The organism is Streptomyces sp. NPDC001219, from assembly GCF_053597915.1.
Genome location: NZ_JBSFJF010000117.1, coordinates 1 through 16168, shown reverse-complemented (window position 1 = coordinate 16168; position 16168 = coordinate 1). Strand labels below are relative to the sequence as shown.

At 73.1% G+C, this 16168-nt stretch carries 10 protein-coding genes; 3 read left to right on the top strand and 7 right to left on the bottom strand.

What is annotated here, in order from left to right; translation table 11 throughout:
• Window positions 1–203: 203 nt before the first annotated feature.
• The 3 genes from ACWC9R_RS35755 to ACWC9R_RS35745 form a co-directional block, all read right to left on the bottom strand.
• Entirely contained in the window at window positions 204–3227 is a 3024-nt protein-coding gene (locus ACWC9R_RS35755; protein ID WP_450737925.1) for a bifunctional [glutamine synthetase] adenylyltransferase/[glutamine synthetase]-adenylyl-L-tyrosine phosphorylase, read from the bottom strand.
• A gap of 27 nt (window positions 3228–3254) precedes the next feature.
• Window positions 3255–4616 carry a type I glutamate--ammonia ligase gene (gene glnA / locus ACWC9R_RS35750; RefSeq protein ID WP_450737923.1) on the bottom strand — a complete coding sequence of 454 codons (1362 nt, stop codon included), beginning with the start codon at window positions 4614–4616 and terminating at the stop codon, window positions 3255–3257.
• Between the two features lie 315 nt (window positions 4617–4931).
• On the bottom strand, window positions 4932–5828 hold the full coding sequence (locus ACWC9R_RS35745) for an alpha/beta fold hydrolase (protein WP_450737921.1): 897 nt from the start codon (window positions 5826–5828) through the stop codon (window positions 4932–4934).
• 547 nt (window positions 5829–6375) lie between these two features.
• On the opposite strand from ACWC9R_RS35745, the gene ACWC9R_RS35740 reads away from it, so the two are divergent.
• Window positions 6376–7998, top strand: a complete 1623-nt coding sequence (locus tag ACWC9R_RS35740) for a multicopper oxidase family protein (RefSeq protein WP_450737920.1) — start codon at window positions 6376–6378, stop codon at window positions 7996–7998.
• A 144-nt stretch (window positions 7999–8142) separates the two neighbouring features.
• Window positions 8143–9897 (top strand): NAD+ synthase, encoded by a 1755-nt coding sequence (locus ACWC9R_RS35735; RefSeq protein WP_450737918.1) that lies wholly within the window; start codon window positions 8143–8145, stop codon window positions 9895–9897.
• An 81-nt stretch (window positions 9898–9978) separates the two neighbouring features.
• Here the strand turns inward: ACWC9R_RS35735 and ACWC9R_RS35730 are convergent, their stop codons facing one another.
• The 4 genes from ACWC9R_RS35730 to ACWC9R_RS35715 all read right to left on the bottom strand — a co-directional run bounded on the left by ACWC9R_RS35730 (window position 9979) and on the right by ACWC9R_RS35715 (window position 14924).
• Complete coding sequence (locus tag ACWC9R_RS35730; RefSeq protein ID WP_450737916.1) at window positions 9979–11214, bottom strand: MFS transporter; 1236 nt, start codon at window positions 11212–11214, stop codon at window positions 9979–9981.
• Window positions 11215–11375: 161 nt separating this feature from the next.
• Complete coding sequence (locus ACWC9R_RS35725; protein WP_450737927.1) at window positions 11376–12380, bottom strand: endonuclease/exonuclease/phosphatase family protein; 1005 nt, start codon at window positions 12378–12380, stop codon at window positions 11376–11378.
• Window positions 12381–12657: 277 nt separating this feature from the next.
• Complete coding sequence (locus ACWC9R_RS35720) at window positions 12658–13308, bottom strand: TetR/AcrR family transcriptional regulator (protein ID WP_450737914.1); 651 nt, start codon at window positions 13306–13308, stop codon at window positions 12658–12660.
• The gene (locus ACWC9R_RS35715) at window positions 13305–14924 is read right to left on the bottom strand and encodes an MFS transporter (RefSeq protein ID WP_450737912.1); all 1620 of its coding nucleotides are present in this window, start codon (window positions 14922–14924) and stop codon (window positions 13305–13307) included. The genes ACWC9R_RS35720 and ACWC9R_RS35715 overlap by 4 nt, the downstream gene beginning before the upstream one ends.
• Window positions 14925–15115: 191 nt before the next feature.
• On the opposite strand from ACWC9R_RS35715, the gene panB reads away from it, so the two are divergent.
• Window positions 15116–15976, top strand: a complete 861-nt coding sequence (gene panB, locus ACWC9R_RS35710; RefSeq protein ID WP_450737911.1) for a 3-methyl-2-oxobutanoate hydroxymethyltransferase — start codon at window positions 15116–15118, stop codon at window positions 15974–15976.
• The last annotated feature ends 192 nt before the right edge of the window (window positions 15977–16168 follow it).

The following is a 16168-nucleotide window of genomic DNA, read 5'->3' as shown; positions in this document are numbered from 1 at the left end:
GGTGTGTGGACGTAAAGCGAAGCAGTCCACACACCAGGCCCCGGAGGCCCGTCACCGCACCCGACAACCACCCGCCCGCCGCAGGCGCAACGGCGGAGGCAGCAACAAACATCACCCGCACCCACGCCCCGCGCAGCGGACCCGAAACAACGCCAGGCCACCACGGCGGCAAAGCCGAAAACGTGGGAAGGCCGCCGGAGCACTTACGCTCCGTAGAAGATCTCCTCCACAACCCCCCGCGCCCGGCGGGTCACGCGGCGGTAGTCGTCGATCATCTCGCCGATGTGGCCTTCCTCGTAGCCCAGGTAGCGGCCCACGGCCGCCAGTTCGCGGCCGTCGACGGGGAACGTGTCGCCGGGGCGGCCGCGGACGACCATGACGGCGTTGCGTACGCGGGCGGCCAGGACCCATGCCTCGTCGAGGGTCTGGGCGTCCTCGGTGTTGATCAGGTCGGCGGCGTGGGCGGCCGCCAACGCCTCGCGGGTGCGGGTGGTGCGCAGGCCGGGGATCTCCCAGCCGTGCTGCATCTGGAGGAGCTGTACCGTCCACTCGACGTCGCTCAGGCCGCCGCGGCCCAGCTTGGCGTGGGTGGTGGGGTCGGCGCCGCGGGGCAGCCGTTCGGCCTCCATGCGGGCCTTGAGTTTGCGGATCTCGCGGACCGCGTCGTCGCCCAGGCCCTCGGCGGGGTAGCGCAGCGGGTCGATCAGCTCGATGAAGCGCTGTCCCAGTTCGAGGTCGCCGGCGGCGGGTTCGGCGCGCAGCAGGGCCTGGGACTCCCATACCAGGGACCAGCGCCGGTAGTAGGCGGCGTACGAGGCGAGGGTGCGTACCAGCGGGCCCGATCTGCCCTCCGGGCGCAGGTCGGCGTCGATGGGCAACGGCGGGTCGGAGGAGGGGAGTTCGAGCAGCCGGCGCATCTCGTTGGCGACGGCGTGGGCGGCCTTGGCGGCCTCCTGTTCGTCGGCGCCCTCGCGCGGTTCGTGGACGAAGAGGACGTCGGCGTCGGAGCCGTAGCTCAGTTCGCGGCCGCCGAAGCGGCCCATGCCGATGACCGCGAAGCGGGTGGGCAGGGTGTCGCCCCACTGCTGGCGGACGGCGGCGCGCAGGGCTCCGGCGAGGGTGGCGGCGTTGAGGTCGGAGACGGCGGAGCCGACGGCGTCGACGGAGTGGCCGTGGTCGTTGTCCGCGGGGCTGAACTCCGTGCCGTACGCGCCGATGACGTCCGCGGCGGCCGTGCGGAACAGCTCTCTGCGGCGCACCCCGCGGGCCGCGGCGACCGCCGCCTCCGCACCGTCCGCGCGGCCGACGGCAGCCAGCACCTCCTGCTCCAGGGCGGCCCGGGAGCGCGGCTGGAGCCCGTCGGGGGCGCCGAGCAGGGCGACCGCCTCGGGGGCGCGCAGCAGCAGGTCGGGGGCGAGGCGGCCGGCGGACAGCACCCGGGCGAGGTTCTCGGCGGCGGCGCCCTCGTCGCGCAGCAGCCGCAGGTACCAGGGGGTCTTGCCGAGCGCGTCGGACACCTTGCGGAAGTTGAGCAGTCCGGCGTCGGGGTCGGCGGAGTCCGCGAACCAGGCGAGCAGCACCGGCAGCAGCGTCCGCTGGATGGCGGCCTTACGGGTCACGCCGGACGCGAGCGCCTCCAGGTGCCGCAGGGCGGCGACCGGGTCGGCGTAGCCGAGCGCTTCGAGGCGGTGGCCGGCGGCCTTGGCGGACAGCCGGGCCTCGCCGGGCTCCAGGTGGGCGACGGCGTCGAGCAGCGGCCGGTAGAAGAGCTTCTCGTGCAGCCGGCGGACTTCGCGGGCGTGCCACCGCCACTCCTTGCGGAGGGTGTCCACCGGTTCGGTGCGCAGGCCCAGCGAGCGGGCCAGGCGCCGCAGTTCGCCCTCGTCCTCGGGCATCAGGTGCGTACGGCGCATCCGGAAGAGCTGGATGCGGTGTTCCAGCGTGCGCAGGAAGCGGTAGGCGGCGTCCAGGGCGGCGGCGTCCTGGCGTCCGACGTAGCCGCCGGCCGCCAGAGCGGCCAGGGCGTCGAGGGTGGTGGAGCTGCGGAGTGTGGCGTCGCTGCGGCCGTGCACCAGCTGGAGCAGCTGCACGGCGAACTCGACGTCGCGCAGTCCGCCGGGGCCGAGCTTGAGTTCCCGCTCGACCTGGGCCGCGGGGATGTTCTCGACGACCCGGCGGCGCATCTGGCGGACGTCGGCGACGAAGTTCTCCCGTTCGGCGACCTCCCACACCATCGGCGCCAGCGCGTCCACGTACTCCTGGCCCAGTTGCAGGTCGCCGGCCATCGGGCGGGCCTTGAGCAGCGCCTGGAACTCCCAGGTCTTGGCCCAGCGCTGGTAGTAGGCGAGGTGGCTGGAGAGGGAGCGCACCAGCGGGCCGTTGCGGCCCTCGGGGCGCAGGTTGGCGTCCACCGGCCAGATGGTGCCCTCGGCGGTGTTGTCCGAGCAGACCCGCATCATGCGGGCGGCGAGCCGGGTCGCGGCCTGGAGCGCCTTGGCCTCGTCGACGCCTTCCTTGGCCTCGGCGACGAAGATGACGTCGACGTCCGAGACGTAGTTCAGCTCCCGGCCGCCGCACTTGCCCATGCCGATGACCGCCAGCCGGCACACCGCGGCGTCGCCCGGGGCCTCCTCGTAGCTGATCTCCAGGGCGGCGCGGAGGGTGGCGGTGGCCAGGTCCGCCAGCTCCGCGGCGGCCTCGGCGACATCGGTCGTCCCGCACACGTCGCGGGCGGCGATGCCCAGCAGGGCACGGCGGTAGGCGGTGCGCAGGGCGTCCGCGCGCGGCCGTTCGGCGTTCTGTCCGGCCCAGATCCCCTCGGCGAGCGCCAGCTCGAACTCGGGGGTGGTGGGGTGCAGGTCCACCGACTCGTAGGTGACCAGGGACTGCCAGTCGTGCGGGTGCCGGACGAGGTGGTCGGCGAGCGCCTCGGAGGCGCCCAGCACCCCGAGCAGCCGGTCGCGCAGCGGTTTCGCCGCGGCGACGGTGCTCAGCAGCGTCTGCTGGTCGTCCGGTTCCTGGGCCTCGACGAGCCGGGCCAGGCTGTGCAGCGCGAGGTCCGGGTCGGCGGTGGCGCCCAGCGCCTCCAGCAGCACCGAGTCATCGCGTACGGACGCGAACGGTGGGGAATCGAGCAGCTCCCCGGCCGCCGAGGGGTCGGTGAAACCGTGCCTCAGCAGCCGGCTGAAGGTGCTGCTCCGCCGTCCCTGCGGAGCGGGAAGTGCCATGGTGCAGCCTCTCGGTGGCGCGGTGGCTCAGAGCACGGGCAGCATCTTGCGCAGCTCGAAGGCGGTGACCTCCGAGCGGTACTCCTCCCACTCCTGCTTCTTGTTGCGGAGGAAGAAGTCGAAGACGTGCTCACCGAGGGTCTCGGCGACCAGTTCGCTGCGCTCCATCAGCTCGATGGCCTCGCCGAGGTTCTGCGGCAGCGGCTCGATGCCCATCGCGCGGCGCTCGGAGTCGGACAGCGCCCAGACGTCGTCGTCGGCGCCGGCCGGGAGCTCGTAGCCCTCCTCGATGCCCTTGAGGCCGGCCGCGAGCAGCACGGCGTACGTCAGGTACGGGTTGGCGCCGGAGTCGATGGAGCGGACCTCGACCCGGGTCGAGCCCATCTTGCCGGGCTTGTACATCGGCACGCGGATCAGCGCGGAGCGGTTGTTGTGGCCCCAGCAGATGTAGGAGGGGGCCTCGCCGCCGGCGCCCGCGGTGCGGTTGGCGCCGCCCCAGATGCGCTTGTAGGAGTTGACCCACTGGTTGGTGACGGCGGAGATCTCGCCGGCGTGCCTGAGCAGCCCGGCGATGAACGAGCGGCCGACCTTGGAGAGTTGGTACTCGGAGCCGGACTCGTGGAAGGCGTTGCGGTCGCCCTCGAAGAGCGAGAGGTGGGAGTGCATGCCGGAGCCCGGGTACTCCGAGAACGGCTTGGGCATGAAGGTGGCCTGCACGCCCTGCTCCAGCGCGACCTGCTTCATGACCAGGCGGAACGTCATGATGTTGTCGGCGGTCGAGAGGGCGTCGGCGTAGCGCAGGTCGATCTCCTGCTGGCCGGGGGCGCCCTCGTGGTGGCTGAACTCCACCGAGATGCCCATCGACTCCAGCATCGTGATCGCCTGGCGGCGGAAGTCCATGCCGACGTTCTGCGGGGTGTGGTCGAAGTAGCCCGAGGAGTCGCCCGGGATCGGCCGGGAGCCGTCGACGGGCTTGTCCTTGAGCAGGAAGAACTCGATCTCGGGGTGGGTGTAGAAGGTGAAGCCGAGGTCGGAGGTCTTGGCCAGGATGCGCTTGAGGACGTAGCGCGGGTCGGCGTAGGAGGGGGAGCCGTCCGGCATCAGGATGTCGCAGAACATCCGGGCGGTGCCGGGTGCCTCGGCGCGCCAGGGCAGGATCTGGAAGGTGCCGGGGTCGGGCTTGGCGATCATGTCGGACTCGTACACCCGGGCGAAGCCCTCGATGGCCGAGCCGTCGAAGCCGATGCCCTCGTCGAAGGCCTGCTCCAGCTCGGCGGGGGCCACCGCCACGGACTTGAGGAACCCGAGTACATCGGTGAACCACAGCCGTACGAAGCGGATGTCGCGCTCCTCGAGCGTTCGGAGCACAAACTCCTGCTGCTTGTCCATGGGTCACCAATCCTTGCAGGTCAATCGGCCCGTCCAGCCACGTGGAACAACGTGCTGTGGCACCAGTATCACGTGAGGGGGTTACCGTCACATTACGCACCCTTGCCCTGAACCAGAACCGCCGTCCCGTAACCCCCACCCCGCATTCTTCCCGCGTCGTGGCGGCTCAGCGCGGCCGGTGACGGCAATCGGGGGGCTTGGCGCAGTCTTGGAGGGGCGCTGAGGGGGCGTTGACCCGGAATTGAGGGGTCCGTTCCCCGGGCGGGCGGAGATCTCGTAGCGCGGCTTCCCCGGCGGGCCCCGGCGGCCCCGGCGCTACGGCAGGCCCGGAACCACCGCGTCGTACCCCGTCCCCGACAGGTCCAGCACCGCCCGCGCCACCGACTCCGGCACATCGGCCATCACCAGGTGGCCGGCGGGCGCGGCGACCGCGAACCGGCCGCCCAGCTCAGCGGCGAGCCCCCGCTGCCGCTCCAGCCACCGCAGCCGCCCCGCCGTCTCGCTCCCGTCGTAGGCCGCGAGGACGGTCACCGGCACCCCGGGCAGCGGACGGTCGCCGCGCAGCGCGGTGAGCTCGGCGGCCTGGTAGTGGTACGTCGCGTTCTCCAGGACACAGGCCCGTGCGACCCGGCTGGTGCGGTAGCCGGCGCGTTCCCACGGGTGCGGCGGATGGCTGCCGACGGTGGAGACGCGGCCGATCAGCCGGCGGGCGGCGGGGCCCAGGGCGCGCGGCAGCCCGGCGGCGGACAGGGCGGCGGCCACCCCGCCCGCCCAGACGGTCCGCACCGCGCGCGGCAGCCGGGGCCGGGGGCCGTCCTCGATACTGCCGTCGACGAGGACGAGCCCGGCGCAGCGGTCCGGGTGGCGCCGGGCGAACGCCTCCGCGTGGAATCCGGCGAGCGAGTGGCCGACGACGGTGGCCGGGCCGAAGTGGCCGAGCGCGTCGAGGAGGTGGGCGATCCGGTCGGCCTCGGCGGTGAGGGTGGGCGGTGCGGGTGCCGGGGCGCTCAGGCCGAGGCCGGGGCGGTCGAAGCGGACGACGGTGCGGTACGGGGCGAGCAGCGCGGCGACCGCGTCCCAGTCGAACCACGCCATGCCGAGGCCGCCGCTGAGGACGCAGACCGGACCGCGGCCCTCGGTCAGGACGTGCAGCGGCACGCCGTCGACGCGCAGGAACCGGCCGGGGGTGGGGAGGCGGCGGGTTCGGCTCATCGGTCTCCTTCTCCGGGGCCTCGCGGCGGGGGCGGACGGGCGGGCCGCCGGGGCCCGGACAGCCGGTGAACGGGTGGACCCGGCCGGTGGCACGGGACGCCGGGCACGCCGGTGGCCCGGAAAGGCCAAGAATAGGCGGGTGGGGGCACGTTAGGCGGTGGCACCGACGCGGCGGACCGCAGTCGGCCGGGCCGGGCGGACCGGCTGCGGTGGCGGCCGGCCGGTGCACTCCGTCGGCGGGCCACTACTGGAGGGCTATACCCCTAGGGGGTAGGCTCCGGGTGCCGGCCTCCCCGGCGTCCGCCGGTTGGTCGTTCCGTCGAGTCGAGAGGTCGCGATGCGGGAAGAGGGCAAGGCCGTCGCCCGGCGCGGCCGCCCGCTGCCCGGACCGTGGCCCATATCCGCGCCGCCGCGTCCCCCACTCCTCGACCGCCTGTCGGTGCCGCGCCTGTAGGAGCGCCCGTGCCGCCGACGCCCACCGGAGTCCGCGGCGGCGCCCCCGCCCCGTACCGACCTCACCCAGCGACACCGTCTCGAGGTGCTTCTGATGCGTACGCACTCCCGCCGCGCCCTGCTCGGCGCGGGTATCGCCGTCGTCGGCAGCGGTCTGCCGGCCGCCCGCGCCCTCGGCGCCTTCGGCCCCGGCCCGCACTCCGGCACGGACGGCGGCGACCCCGCCCCCGGCTCCCCCCGCGACACCCCGGACGACTACGTCTCCCCGGACGGCCCGGAGGTCGCCGAGACCGAGCGCAAGCGGAGCCCGGGGCCGGTGCGCGAGTTCACCATGACCGCCACCCCGACCCGGATCGACCTGGGCGGCCACACCGTCGACACCTGGGCGTACGGCGACGAGCTGCCCGGCAGGACACTCCGGGCCACGGCCGGGGAGACGCTCGCCGTGACCGTCGCCAACCACCTGCCGCAGTCCACCTCCGTGCACTGGCACGGCCTGGCGCTGCGCAACGACATGGACGGCGTGCCCACCCTCACCCAGCGGCCGGTCATGCCCGGCGCCTCCTTCCCCTACCGGTTCGCGATCCCGCACCCCGGCACCTACTGGCTGCATCCGCACTCCCGGGTCCAGCAGGACCGCGGGCTGTACGCACCGCTGATCGTCGACGACCCCAAGGAGCCGCTCTCCTACGACACGGAGTGGGTCGTGGTGTTCGACGACTGGGTCGACGGGGTGGACGGCAGCACCCCCGACGGTGTGCTGGCCGAGCTGAACCGCGGTATGGGCGGCATGTCCGGCCACGGGGGCATGCACGGGGAGGAGGACGGGACCGCGGGCGACCGGGGCGCACCGGCTGCGGACGGGGCGGCGCCCGTGGCCGGCGGCCCGTCGCGGATACTGACGGGCTCGCACAGCGCGCTGCTGGGCGGCGACGCGGGCGATGTGGACTACCCGTACCACCTCATCAACGGGCGGATCGCCAAGGACCCGCACAGCTTCCGCGCCAAGCCCGGCGACCGTATCCGCATCCGCTTCCTCAACGCGGGCGCCGACACCGCCTATCGCGTCGCGCTCGGCGGCCACATGATGACGGTGACGCACGCCGACGGCTTCCCCGTCGAGCACGCCGAGACCGAGGCGCTGCTGCTCGGCATGGGCGAGCGCTACGACGTCCTGGTCACCGCCAAGGACGGCGTCTTCCCGCTGACCGCGCTCGCCGAGGGCAAGAAGCACGCGGCGCAGGCGGTGCTGCGCACCGGCAGCGGCCGGGCTCCCGATACGTCCGTCCGGCCCAGGGAGCTGGACGGGAAGCTGCTGTCCGCCTACCGGCTGCGGGCGGCCGAGAGCGTCCGGGCGGTGGCCCGCCGCCCCGACCGCACCGTCGAGCTGAACCTCACCGGCTCCATGAAGAAGTTCGACTGGGCGATCAACGGGCGGCAGTACTCACCCTCGCACCGGAATCCGATCCGGGCCGGTGAGCGGGTGCGGCTGGCCATCCGCAACCACACCCGCATGTGGCACCCCGTGCACATCCACGGGCACCACTTCGCGCTGCCGAACGGCGGACCCCGCAAGGACAGCGCGATCGTGCTGCCGGGGCGCAGCCTCGATGTCGAGTTCGACGCCGACAACCCCGGGCTGTGGATGGTCCATTGCCACAACGTCTACCACTCGGAGTCGGGGATGATGACGGTGCTCGGCTACCGGAAGGGGTAGGGCCCCGCGCGTGGTACCGGGGCCGGCGGGCGCGGCGCCGGGGCGCCCGTCATGCCGCCCGCCGGGCCGCCCTCCCCCGCCCGGCGCGGCTCCGCCCGCCGCGCCGACCCCCCATTGCGTCAGAAAGACGATTAGACTGGCGGGGTGCCTCAGCTTCGTCTCGCCCTCAGCCAGACCGACTCCTGCGTCGGCGACCTCGCGCGGAACGCCGAGACGATCGTGCGCTGGACCCGGCACGCCGCGGACCAGGGCGCCCACCTCGTCGCGTTCCCCGAGATGGCGCTGACCGGATACCCCGTCGAGGACCTCGCGCTGCGCCCCTCCTTCGTCGAGGCCAGCCGCGCCGCGCTGCGGGCGCTGGCCGCCCGGCTGGACGGGCAGGGCCTGGGCGATCTGCCGGTGGTCGTCGGCTACCTCGACCGCGGTACCCAGGCCACCCCGCGCTACGGCCGCCCCGCGGGCGCCCCGCAGAACGCCGCCGCCGTGCTGTACCGCGGCGAGGTCGCGCTGTCCTTCGCCAAGCACCACCTTCCCAACTACGGCGTCTTCGACGAGTTCCGCTACTTCGTCCCCGGCGACACGCTGCCCGTCGTACGGGTGCACGGGGTGGATGTCGCGCTGGCGATCTGCGAGGACCTGTGGCAGGACGGCGGCCGGGTGCCGGCGGCGCGCAGCGCGGGCGCCGGGCTGCTGCTGTCGGTCAACGCCTCGCCGTACGAGCGGGACAAGGACGACACCCGGCTGGAGCTGGTCCGCCGGCGGGCCCGCGAGGCCGGCTGCACCACCGCCTATCTGGCGATGACCGGCGGGCAGGACGAGCTGGTCTTCGACGGCGACTCGATCGTGGTCGACGGGGACGGCGGGGTGATCACGCGGGCCCCGCAGTTCGCGGAGGGCTGTGTGCTGGTCGACCTGGACCTGCCGGCCGCGGCGCCCGAGCCCCCCTCGGGCATCCTGAACGACGGGCTGCGCGTCACCCATGTCACCCTCTCCCCCGACCCCCTGCCGCCCTACCCGGCCGAGCCCCCCGGGGGCAGCGCCGAGCGCCTCGGCGACCTGGAGGAGATCTACACCGCGCTGGTCACCGGCCTGCGCGCCTATGTCGCCAAGAACGGCTTCGGCAGCGTGGTGCTCGGCCTCTCCGGCGGGATCGACTCGGCGCTGGTCGCCGCCCTGGCCTGTGACGCGCTGGGGGCGGCCCAGGTGCACGCGGTGGCGATGCCCTCCCGCTACTCGTCGGAGCACTCGCTGACCGACGCCGCCGAACTCGCCCGCCGTACCGGCCTGTCCTTCCGTACGGTGCCGATCGGCCCGATGTTCGACGCCTACATGGCGGCGCTGCCGCTCACCGGCCTGGCGGAGGAGAACCTGCAGTCGCGCCTGAGGGGCACCACCCTGATGGCCATCTCCAACCAGGAGGGCCACCTGGTCCTCGCCCCCGGCAACAAGTCCGAGCTGGCCTGCGGCTATTCGACCCTCTACGGCGACTCGGTGGGCGGCTACGGCCCCATCAAGGACGTCTACAAGTCCGTCGTCTACCAGCTGGCCCGCTGGCGCAACCAGGCCGCCGCCGACCGCGGCCAGACCCCGCCGATCCCGGAGAACACCCTCACCAAGCCCCCGAGCGCCGAACTCCGCCCCGGCCAGGTCGACACCGACTCGCTCCCGGACTACGACGTCCTGGACCGCATCCTGGAGCTGTACGTCGACCGCGACCACGGCCGGGAGGAGATCACCGCCCAGGGCTTCGACGCCGGCCTGGTGACGCGGGTGCTGCGGATGGTCGACCACGCCGAGTACAAGCGCCGCCAGTACCCGCCGGGCCCCAAGATCTCCGCGAAGGGCTTCGGCAAGGACCGCCGGCTGCCGATCACCAACCACTGGCGGGAAGGGGACTGACGGGCGGTCAGGGGAGGCGGGAGGGCGGCGGGCGCGGCGGTCGGTCCGTACGCTCCCCGGCCGCCACCGCCCCGCGCCGCCTCAGCCCGTACGGTCCCCGGCCGCCAGCGCCGCGCCGGTGGCCCGCTCCGGGGCCGTCTCCTCGCTGCGGGCCACGACCCGGGAGGTGTCACGGGCGCCGCGGTCCAGGAGGCCGGCCAGGAGGGCGACGGCCAGGCCGAGGGCCGCCAGGACCGCGCCGACCAGCGCCGGGGAGGTCCAGCCCCAGCCGGCGGACAGGGCCAGACCGCCCACCCAGGCGCCGCCGGCGTTGGCGAGGTTGAAGGCGGACTGGTTGGAGGCGGCGGCCAGGGTCGGGGCCTGCTGGGCCTTGTTCATGACCAGCATCTGGAGCGGGGTGGTGGTCAGGAAGCCGACGGCACCGATGACGACGACCGTGACCAGCGCCGCCCACGTCACCCGGGCGGTGAAGTGGAAGGCGGTCAGGACAAGGGCCAGGGCGGCCAGCGCGCCGTACAGGGTCGGGCGCAGGGCCCGGTCGGTGAGGGGGCCCGCGGCGAGCGCGCCGAGGGTCATCCCGATGCCGAAGAGGGCGAGGACCAGCGGGACCGAGCCCGCCGCGAAGCCGGTGACCTCGGTCATCATCGACGCGAGGTAGCTGTAGACGGCGAAGATCCCGGCGAAGCCGAAGACGGTGGTGAGCAGGCCGAGCAGCACCTGGCCGCTGCCCAGCGCCCGCAGCTCACGGCCCAGGCCGGTGCGCTCGTCGGCCGGCAGCGGCGGGACCAGCCGGGCCAGGGAGGCCATGGCGGCCAGGCCGATGGCGGCCACGACGAGGAAGGTGGCGCGCCAGCCGAGCTGCTGGCCCAGGAGGGTCGCGGCGGGCACGCCGATGATGTTGGCGACGGTCAGACCGAGGAACATCGTGGCGACCGCGCGGGCCTGCCGGCCCTCGCGCACCAGCCGCGCGGCGACCACCGCGCCGACGCCGAAGAACGCGCCGTGCGGAAGCCCGGCCAGCAGCCGGCCGGCGATCAGCAGACCGAAGGTGGGGGCCAGGGCGGAGGCGAGGTTGCCGACCGTGAAGACCGCCATCAGCCCGACCAGCATCCGCCTGCGCGGGATGCGGGAGCCGAGGGCGGTCAGGAGCGGGGCGCCGATGACGACGCCGAGGGCGTAGGCGGAGACGAGGTAGCCGGCGGTGGGCACCGAGGTGCCCAGATCGTCCGCGACGTCGGGCAGCAGGCCCATCATCACGAACTCCGTGGTGCCGATACCGAAGGCCGAGATCGCGAGAGCGAGCAGAGCCAAGGGCATGGAAGACCTTTCGGGGGTGCGGCGGGCGGGCGGCACCCGGACGGGGACCGGGAGCTTTAAGTTCTTTTGCGGAACAAAGCCTCCCAGGCCCGGTATTCCGGCACGGGAACGGGGCGTGACGAACCCGTGTCAGCTCTCCCCCGCCGGCGCCCCGGCGCCGGTCAGATCTTCACCGACGCCGCCACCGGAAGGTGGTCACTGCCGGTCGACGGCATCACCCAGGCCTTGACCGGGTCGATCCCCTTCATCATGATCTGGTCGATCCGGGCCATCGGGAACGCCGCCGGCCAGCTGAAGCCGAAGCCGTCCCCCGCGGCGCCCTGCGCGGAGCGCATCTGGGAGGTGACCGGCGCCAGCGAGCGGTCGTTCATGGTGCCGTTGAGGTCGCCCAGCAGCACGACCTTCTTCTCCGGGTCGGCGGCGATGGCCTCGCCCAGCGCCGCGGCGCTGCCGTCCCGCTGGTTGGCGGTGAAGCCCGCCTCGACCTTGACCCGCACCGACGGCAGGTGTGCGACGTAGACGGCGAACTTCTGGCCGTCCGCGGCGGTGACGGTGGCGCGCAGCGCGCGGGTCCAGCCCATCTTGATGTCCACCGGCCGGGTGTCGGACAGCGGGCGCTTGCTCCACAGCCCCACGGTGCCCTCGACCGTGTGGTACGGATACGCCTTCGCCAGCCCCTTGCGGTAGGCGGGCAGCGCCTCCCCGGTCAGCTCCTCCAGGGCCACCACGTCGCTGTCGGACGCGACGATGTCCTTGGCGGTGGCCGCCGGGTCGGGGTTGTCGGCGTTCACGTTGTGGGTGGCGACGGTGAGGTCGCCGCCATTGCCCGCCTTGTCGGTGATCTGCCCGCCGAAGAGGTTGACCCAGGCGAAGACCGGCAGCACCAGGGCCACCAGCGCGGTCGCCGAGCGGCGCAGCACCGCGACGACGAGCAGCACCGGGATGCCCAGCCCCAGCCACGGCAGGAAGGTCTCCAGCAGACTGCCCAGGTTTCCCACGGTGTTGGGAATCCGGGCGTGCAGAATCATCAGCAGGCCGAGCAGTACGGCGAGCACCGCCAGCACGATGCCGCGCCGCCACATCCCCTCGGGGCGCCACCAGTTCCGCAGGCGTTCGGCCCGGGAACCGGCCTGCCCGGGGTTGTGCCCCTGTCCCGGCTCCGTCATGTATGCCTGCGCCATGTAGCTGTCCTCACTGCCTTGCTTCGATGCGCCTGACCTGTGGTCTCCGACCCTAGGCGATGGCACGTAATGCGCTTTCTTAGAAGTGAGGACGGCGCGGTGACGGGTCGGGGTTCCTGCACCGGGGGTTGTGACGAGTCGCTGTGACACAACAGGCATGATCCGGTCATACGGCGGGGCGTTCGGCGGGCGCGCGCGTCCTCCGTACGCGGCCTCCGGGCGGTCCTGGCGGGCGTCCAACCGGGCGCCGCCGCCGGGAAGTTCAGCCCGCGGGCGGCCGGACGCCCTCCAGGACCGTGTCGACGATCTCCGCCGGGAGCCCCTCGGGCAGTTCCTTCCACTCGTGGAGCAGCGCGCGGGCCAGCATCGGGCCGACGAAGAGGTCGGCCAGCGTCTCCAGGTCGCGGTCGCCCCGGATCTCGCCGCCGGCCACCCCGCGCCGGAGCACCCCGAGCAGTGCCTCCCTGCGGGCCCGTACCACGGTGTCGTGATATTCCGCCCACAGTTCGGGCTGTGCCTGGACGTGGCTGACGACCGTGCGCAGCAGTGCGGAGCCGCGCTTGGCGAGTCCGCGGCGGCGCAGGAACTCCAGCAGCGCGACCAGGTCGTCGCGTACCGACAGGCCGCCCGGCGGCGGGCCCGTCATGTCCAGGGACCGCATGACGTCGAGCATCAGGGCGCTCTTGCCGGACCAGCGGCGGTAGACCGTGGCCTTGCCGACGCCGGCCTCGCGGGCGATGCGTTCCATGGACAACTCGCCTATGGAGACGCCGTCCTCGAGCAGGCGCAGCACGGCCTCGATGATGGCGGAGTCGGCGGCGGCGCTGCGTGGCCGGCCGCGGCCCGCGGGGGCCGCCGGGTCCGGCCGCCTCCCGGCCGCCGCGCCCTCGGGGTCCTCCGCCGCCCGGCTCATCTCTCCACGCCCGCCTTCCGCTCTTCCCGCGGCTCCGCCGCCTGCGGAGCCGGTCTCATTTTGCCCGGCAGGAACAGCACGCTCACCAGGGCCCCGACCAGTGCGACGGCGGCCGAACCGAGCGCGGTGACATGCATCGCGTGGATGAAGGCGTCATCGGCCGCGCGGGCCAGCGGCCGGCCGGCCGGGCCCATCCGGTCCGCGAGGCCGAGCGTCGCCTCGATGGACTCGCCGGCCGCGTGCCGGGCGGCGGCCGGCAGTCCCGGCACCCTGTCGAGGGTGTCCTCGATGCGGTCGCGGTAGCTCGTCGACAGCAGCGAGCCGAGGACGGCGACCCCCAGGGTGCCGCCGACCTGCCGGAAGACGTTGTTGAGCGCCGAGGCGGAGCCGGCCTTCTCCCGCGGCAGCGACTGCATGACCGCGACGGTGGCCGGCGGCATGATGTGCGCCATCCCGGCCCCCTGCAGGAAGAGCAGCGCCTCCATGATCCAGATCGGGGTGTCCTTGTTCAGCAGCAGCAGGCCCAGCATGGTGTCGGCCACCACGAACATGCTGAAGGTGCACACCGCGCGGGCGCCGTAGCGGTCCACGGCGAGCCGGGCCCGCGGTGCGAAGAGCAGCTGGGCGGCGGCCAGTGGCAGGAACAGCAGCCCGGCCTGCAGCGGGCTGTAGCCGCGCACGCTCTGGACGTAGAAGACCGCGAAGAACGAGACGCCCATGAGCGCGAAGAAGACCAGCGCGATGGCGGCGATGGCGGCCGAGAAGGCGGGCACGCGGAAGTAGCTGATGTCGATGGACGGGTGGTCGCTGCGCTTCTGGTGCAGCACGAAGACGGCGAGCACCGCCAGGCCGCCGAGGACCGTGCCGAGCACCTGCGGGTCGGTGAAGTCGGCGAGCTGCCCGCCCTTGATGATCCCGTAGACCAGCAGGACCAGCCCGACGACGGACAGCAGCACCCCGAACGGGTCCATCCGGCCGGGCCGCGGGTCCCTGGAGTCGGGCACCAGGACCAGCATCGCGATCAGCGAGAGCACCACGATGGGCGCGTTGATCAGGAAGACCGAGCCCCACCAGAAGTGGTCCAGCAGCAGTCCGCCGGCGATCGGGCCGACCGCGATGGCGATACCCACCCCGCCGGCCCAGATGCCGATCGCCCGGGGCTGCTCGTCCCGCTCGAAGACGTTCATCAGGATGGCGAGGGTGGCGGGCATGACGAAGGCGCCGCCCAGCCCCATCACGGCACGGAAGGTGACCAGCTCGGCGGGCGAGCCGGACACCCCGGCCAGCACCGACCCGGCGCCGAAGACGGCCAGCCCGAAGAGCAGCACCTTCTTGCGGCCGACACGGTCACCGACCAGCCCCGCGGTGAACAGCAGCCCGGCGAAGACCAGGGTGTAGGAGTTGATCGCCCATTCCAGCTGGCTCTGCGTGGCGCCGAGGCCGACGGGGGCCGGGGTGGCGATGGTCTTCATGGCGACGTTGAGGATCGAGTTGTCCAGCACCACGATCAGCAGGCTGAGCATGAGGGTGGACAGGATCGCCCAGCGGCGGCGGTGGATGCGGTCCGGGATCTCCCGGGCCGGCGGTGCGCCCGGGGCGGGGGGTGAGGTGGCCATGCCGTCACGATAGCGGTTTTCGATACGACACCGTTCCGTATTGTAAACCCGGGCGCGCCCCTCCTCCGGGTGAACGGACCGGCCGCTCCCGCTCCCGCTCCCTTTTCCTTTGCGTGCGGGCCGTGCCAGCATGGAGGGGAGTCCGGGGACACCGTCAGGGTGCCTCGAGATGACGAAGAGGAGCCGTCACCATGACGCAGCTTTCGCCTGCCCAGAAGCCGGTCGACAAGGCGCTCTACGGAGGCACCGGGTCCCGCCGGGTCACCGTCCGCGACATCGCCGCCGCCAAGGAGCGCGGCGAGAAGTGGCCGATGCTCACCGCCTACGACGCGATGACCGCCTCCGTCTTCGACGAGGCCGGGATTCCGGTCCTGCTCGTCGGCGACTCGATGGGCAACTGCCACCTCGGCTACGAGTCCACCGTGCCGGTCACCATGGACGAGATGACCCTGCTGTCCGCGGCGGTCGTCCGCGGCACCAAGCGCGCGATGGTCATCGGCGACCTGCCGTTCGGCGCGTACCAGGAAGGGCCGGTGCAGGCGCTGCGCAACGCCACCCGGCTGGTGAAGGAAGCCGGTGTGGGCGCCGTCAAGCTGGAGGGCGGTGAGCGCTCCGCCGAGCAGGTGGAGCTGCTCGTCTCGTCCGGCATCCCGGTGATGGCCCATGTCGGGCTGACCCCGCAGTCCGTCAACGCCTTCGGCGGCTACCCCGTCCAGGGGCGCGGAGAGGAGGCGGCCCAGCAGCTGCTGCGGGACGCCAAGGCGGTTCAGGACGCCGGGGCGTTCGCGGTCGTCCTGGAAGCGGTACCGGCCGAGCTGGCGGCCGAGGTCACCCGTTCGCTCTACATCCCGACCGTCGGCATCGGCGCGGGCCTCGACTGCGACGCGCAGGTCCTGGTCTGGACCGACATGGCCGGCATGACCGCAGGCCGCGTCCCGAAGTTCGTCAAGCAGTACGTCGCCCTGCGGGAGCTGCTCGGTGACGCGGCCAAGGAATTCGCCGAGGACGTCGTCGGCGGCGCGTTTCCGGGGGAGCCGCACACGTTTCACTAGCCGCCGCACGTTGTCGGCTTTCCCGCCGCAGTGGCTTGTCCTCGTTACGGGTCCGCTGCGCGGGGCGTGGGCTGAGGTGATGCTTGTCTGTTCCTCACCGTTGCGCCTGCGGCGGGCGGGTGGGTGTCGGGTGCGGTGACGGGCCTCCGGGGCCTGGTGTGTGGACTGCTTCGCTTTACGTCCACACACCAC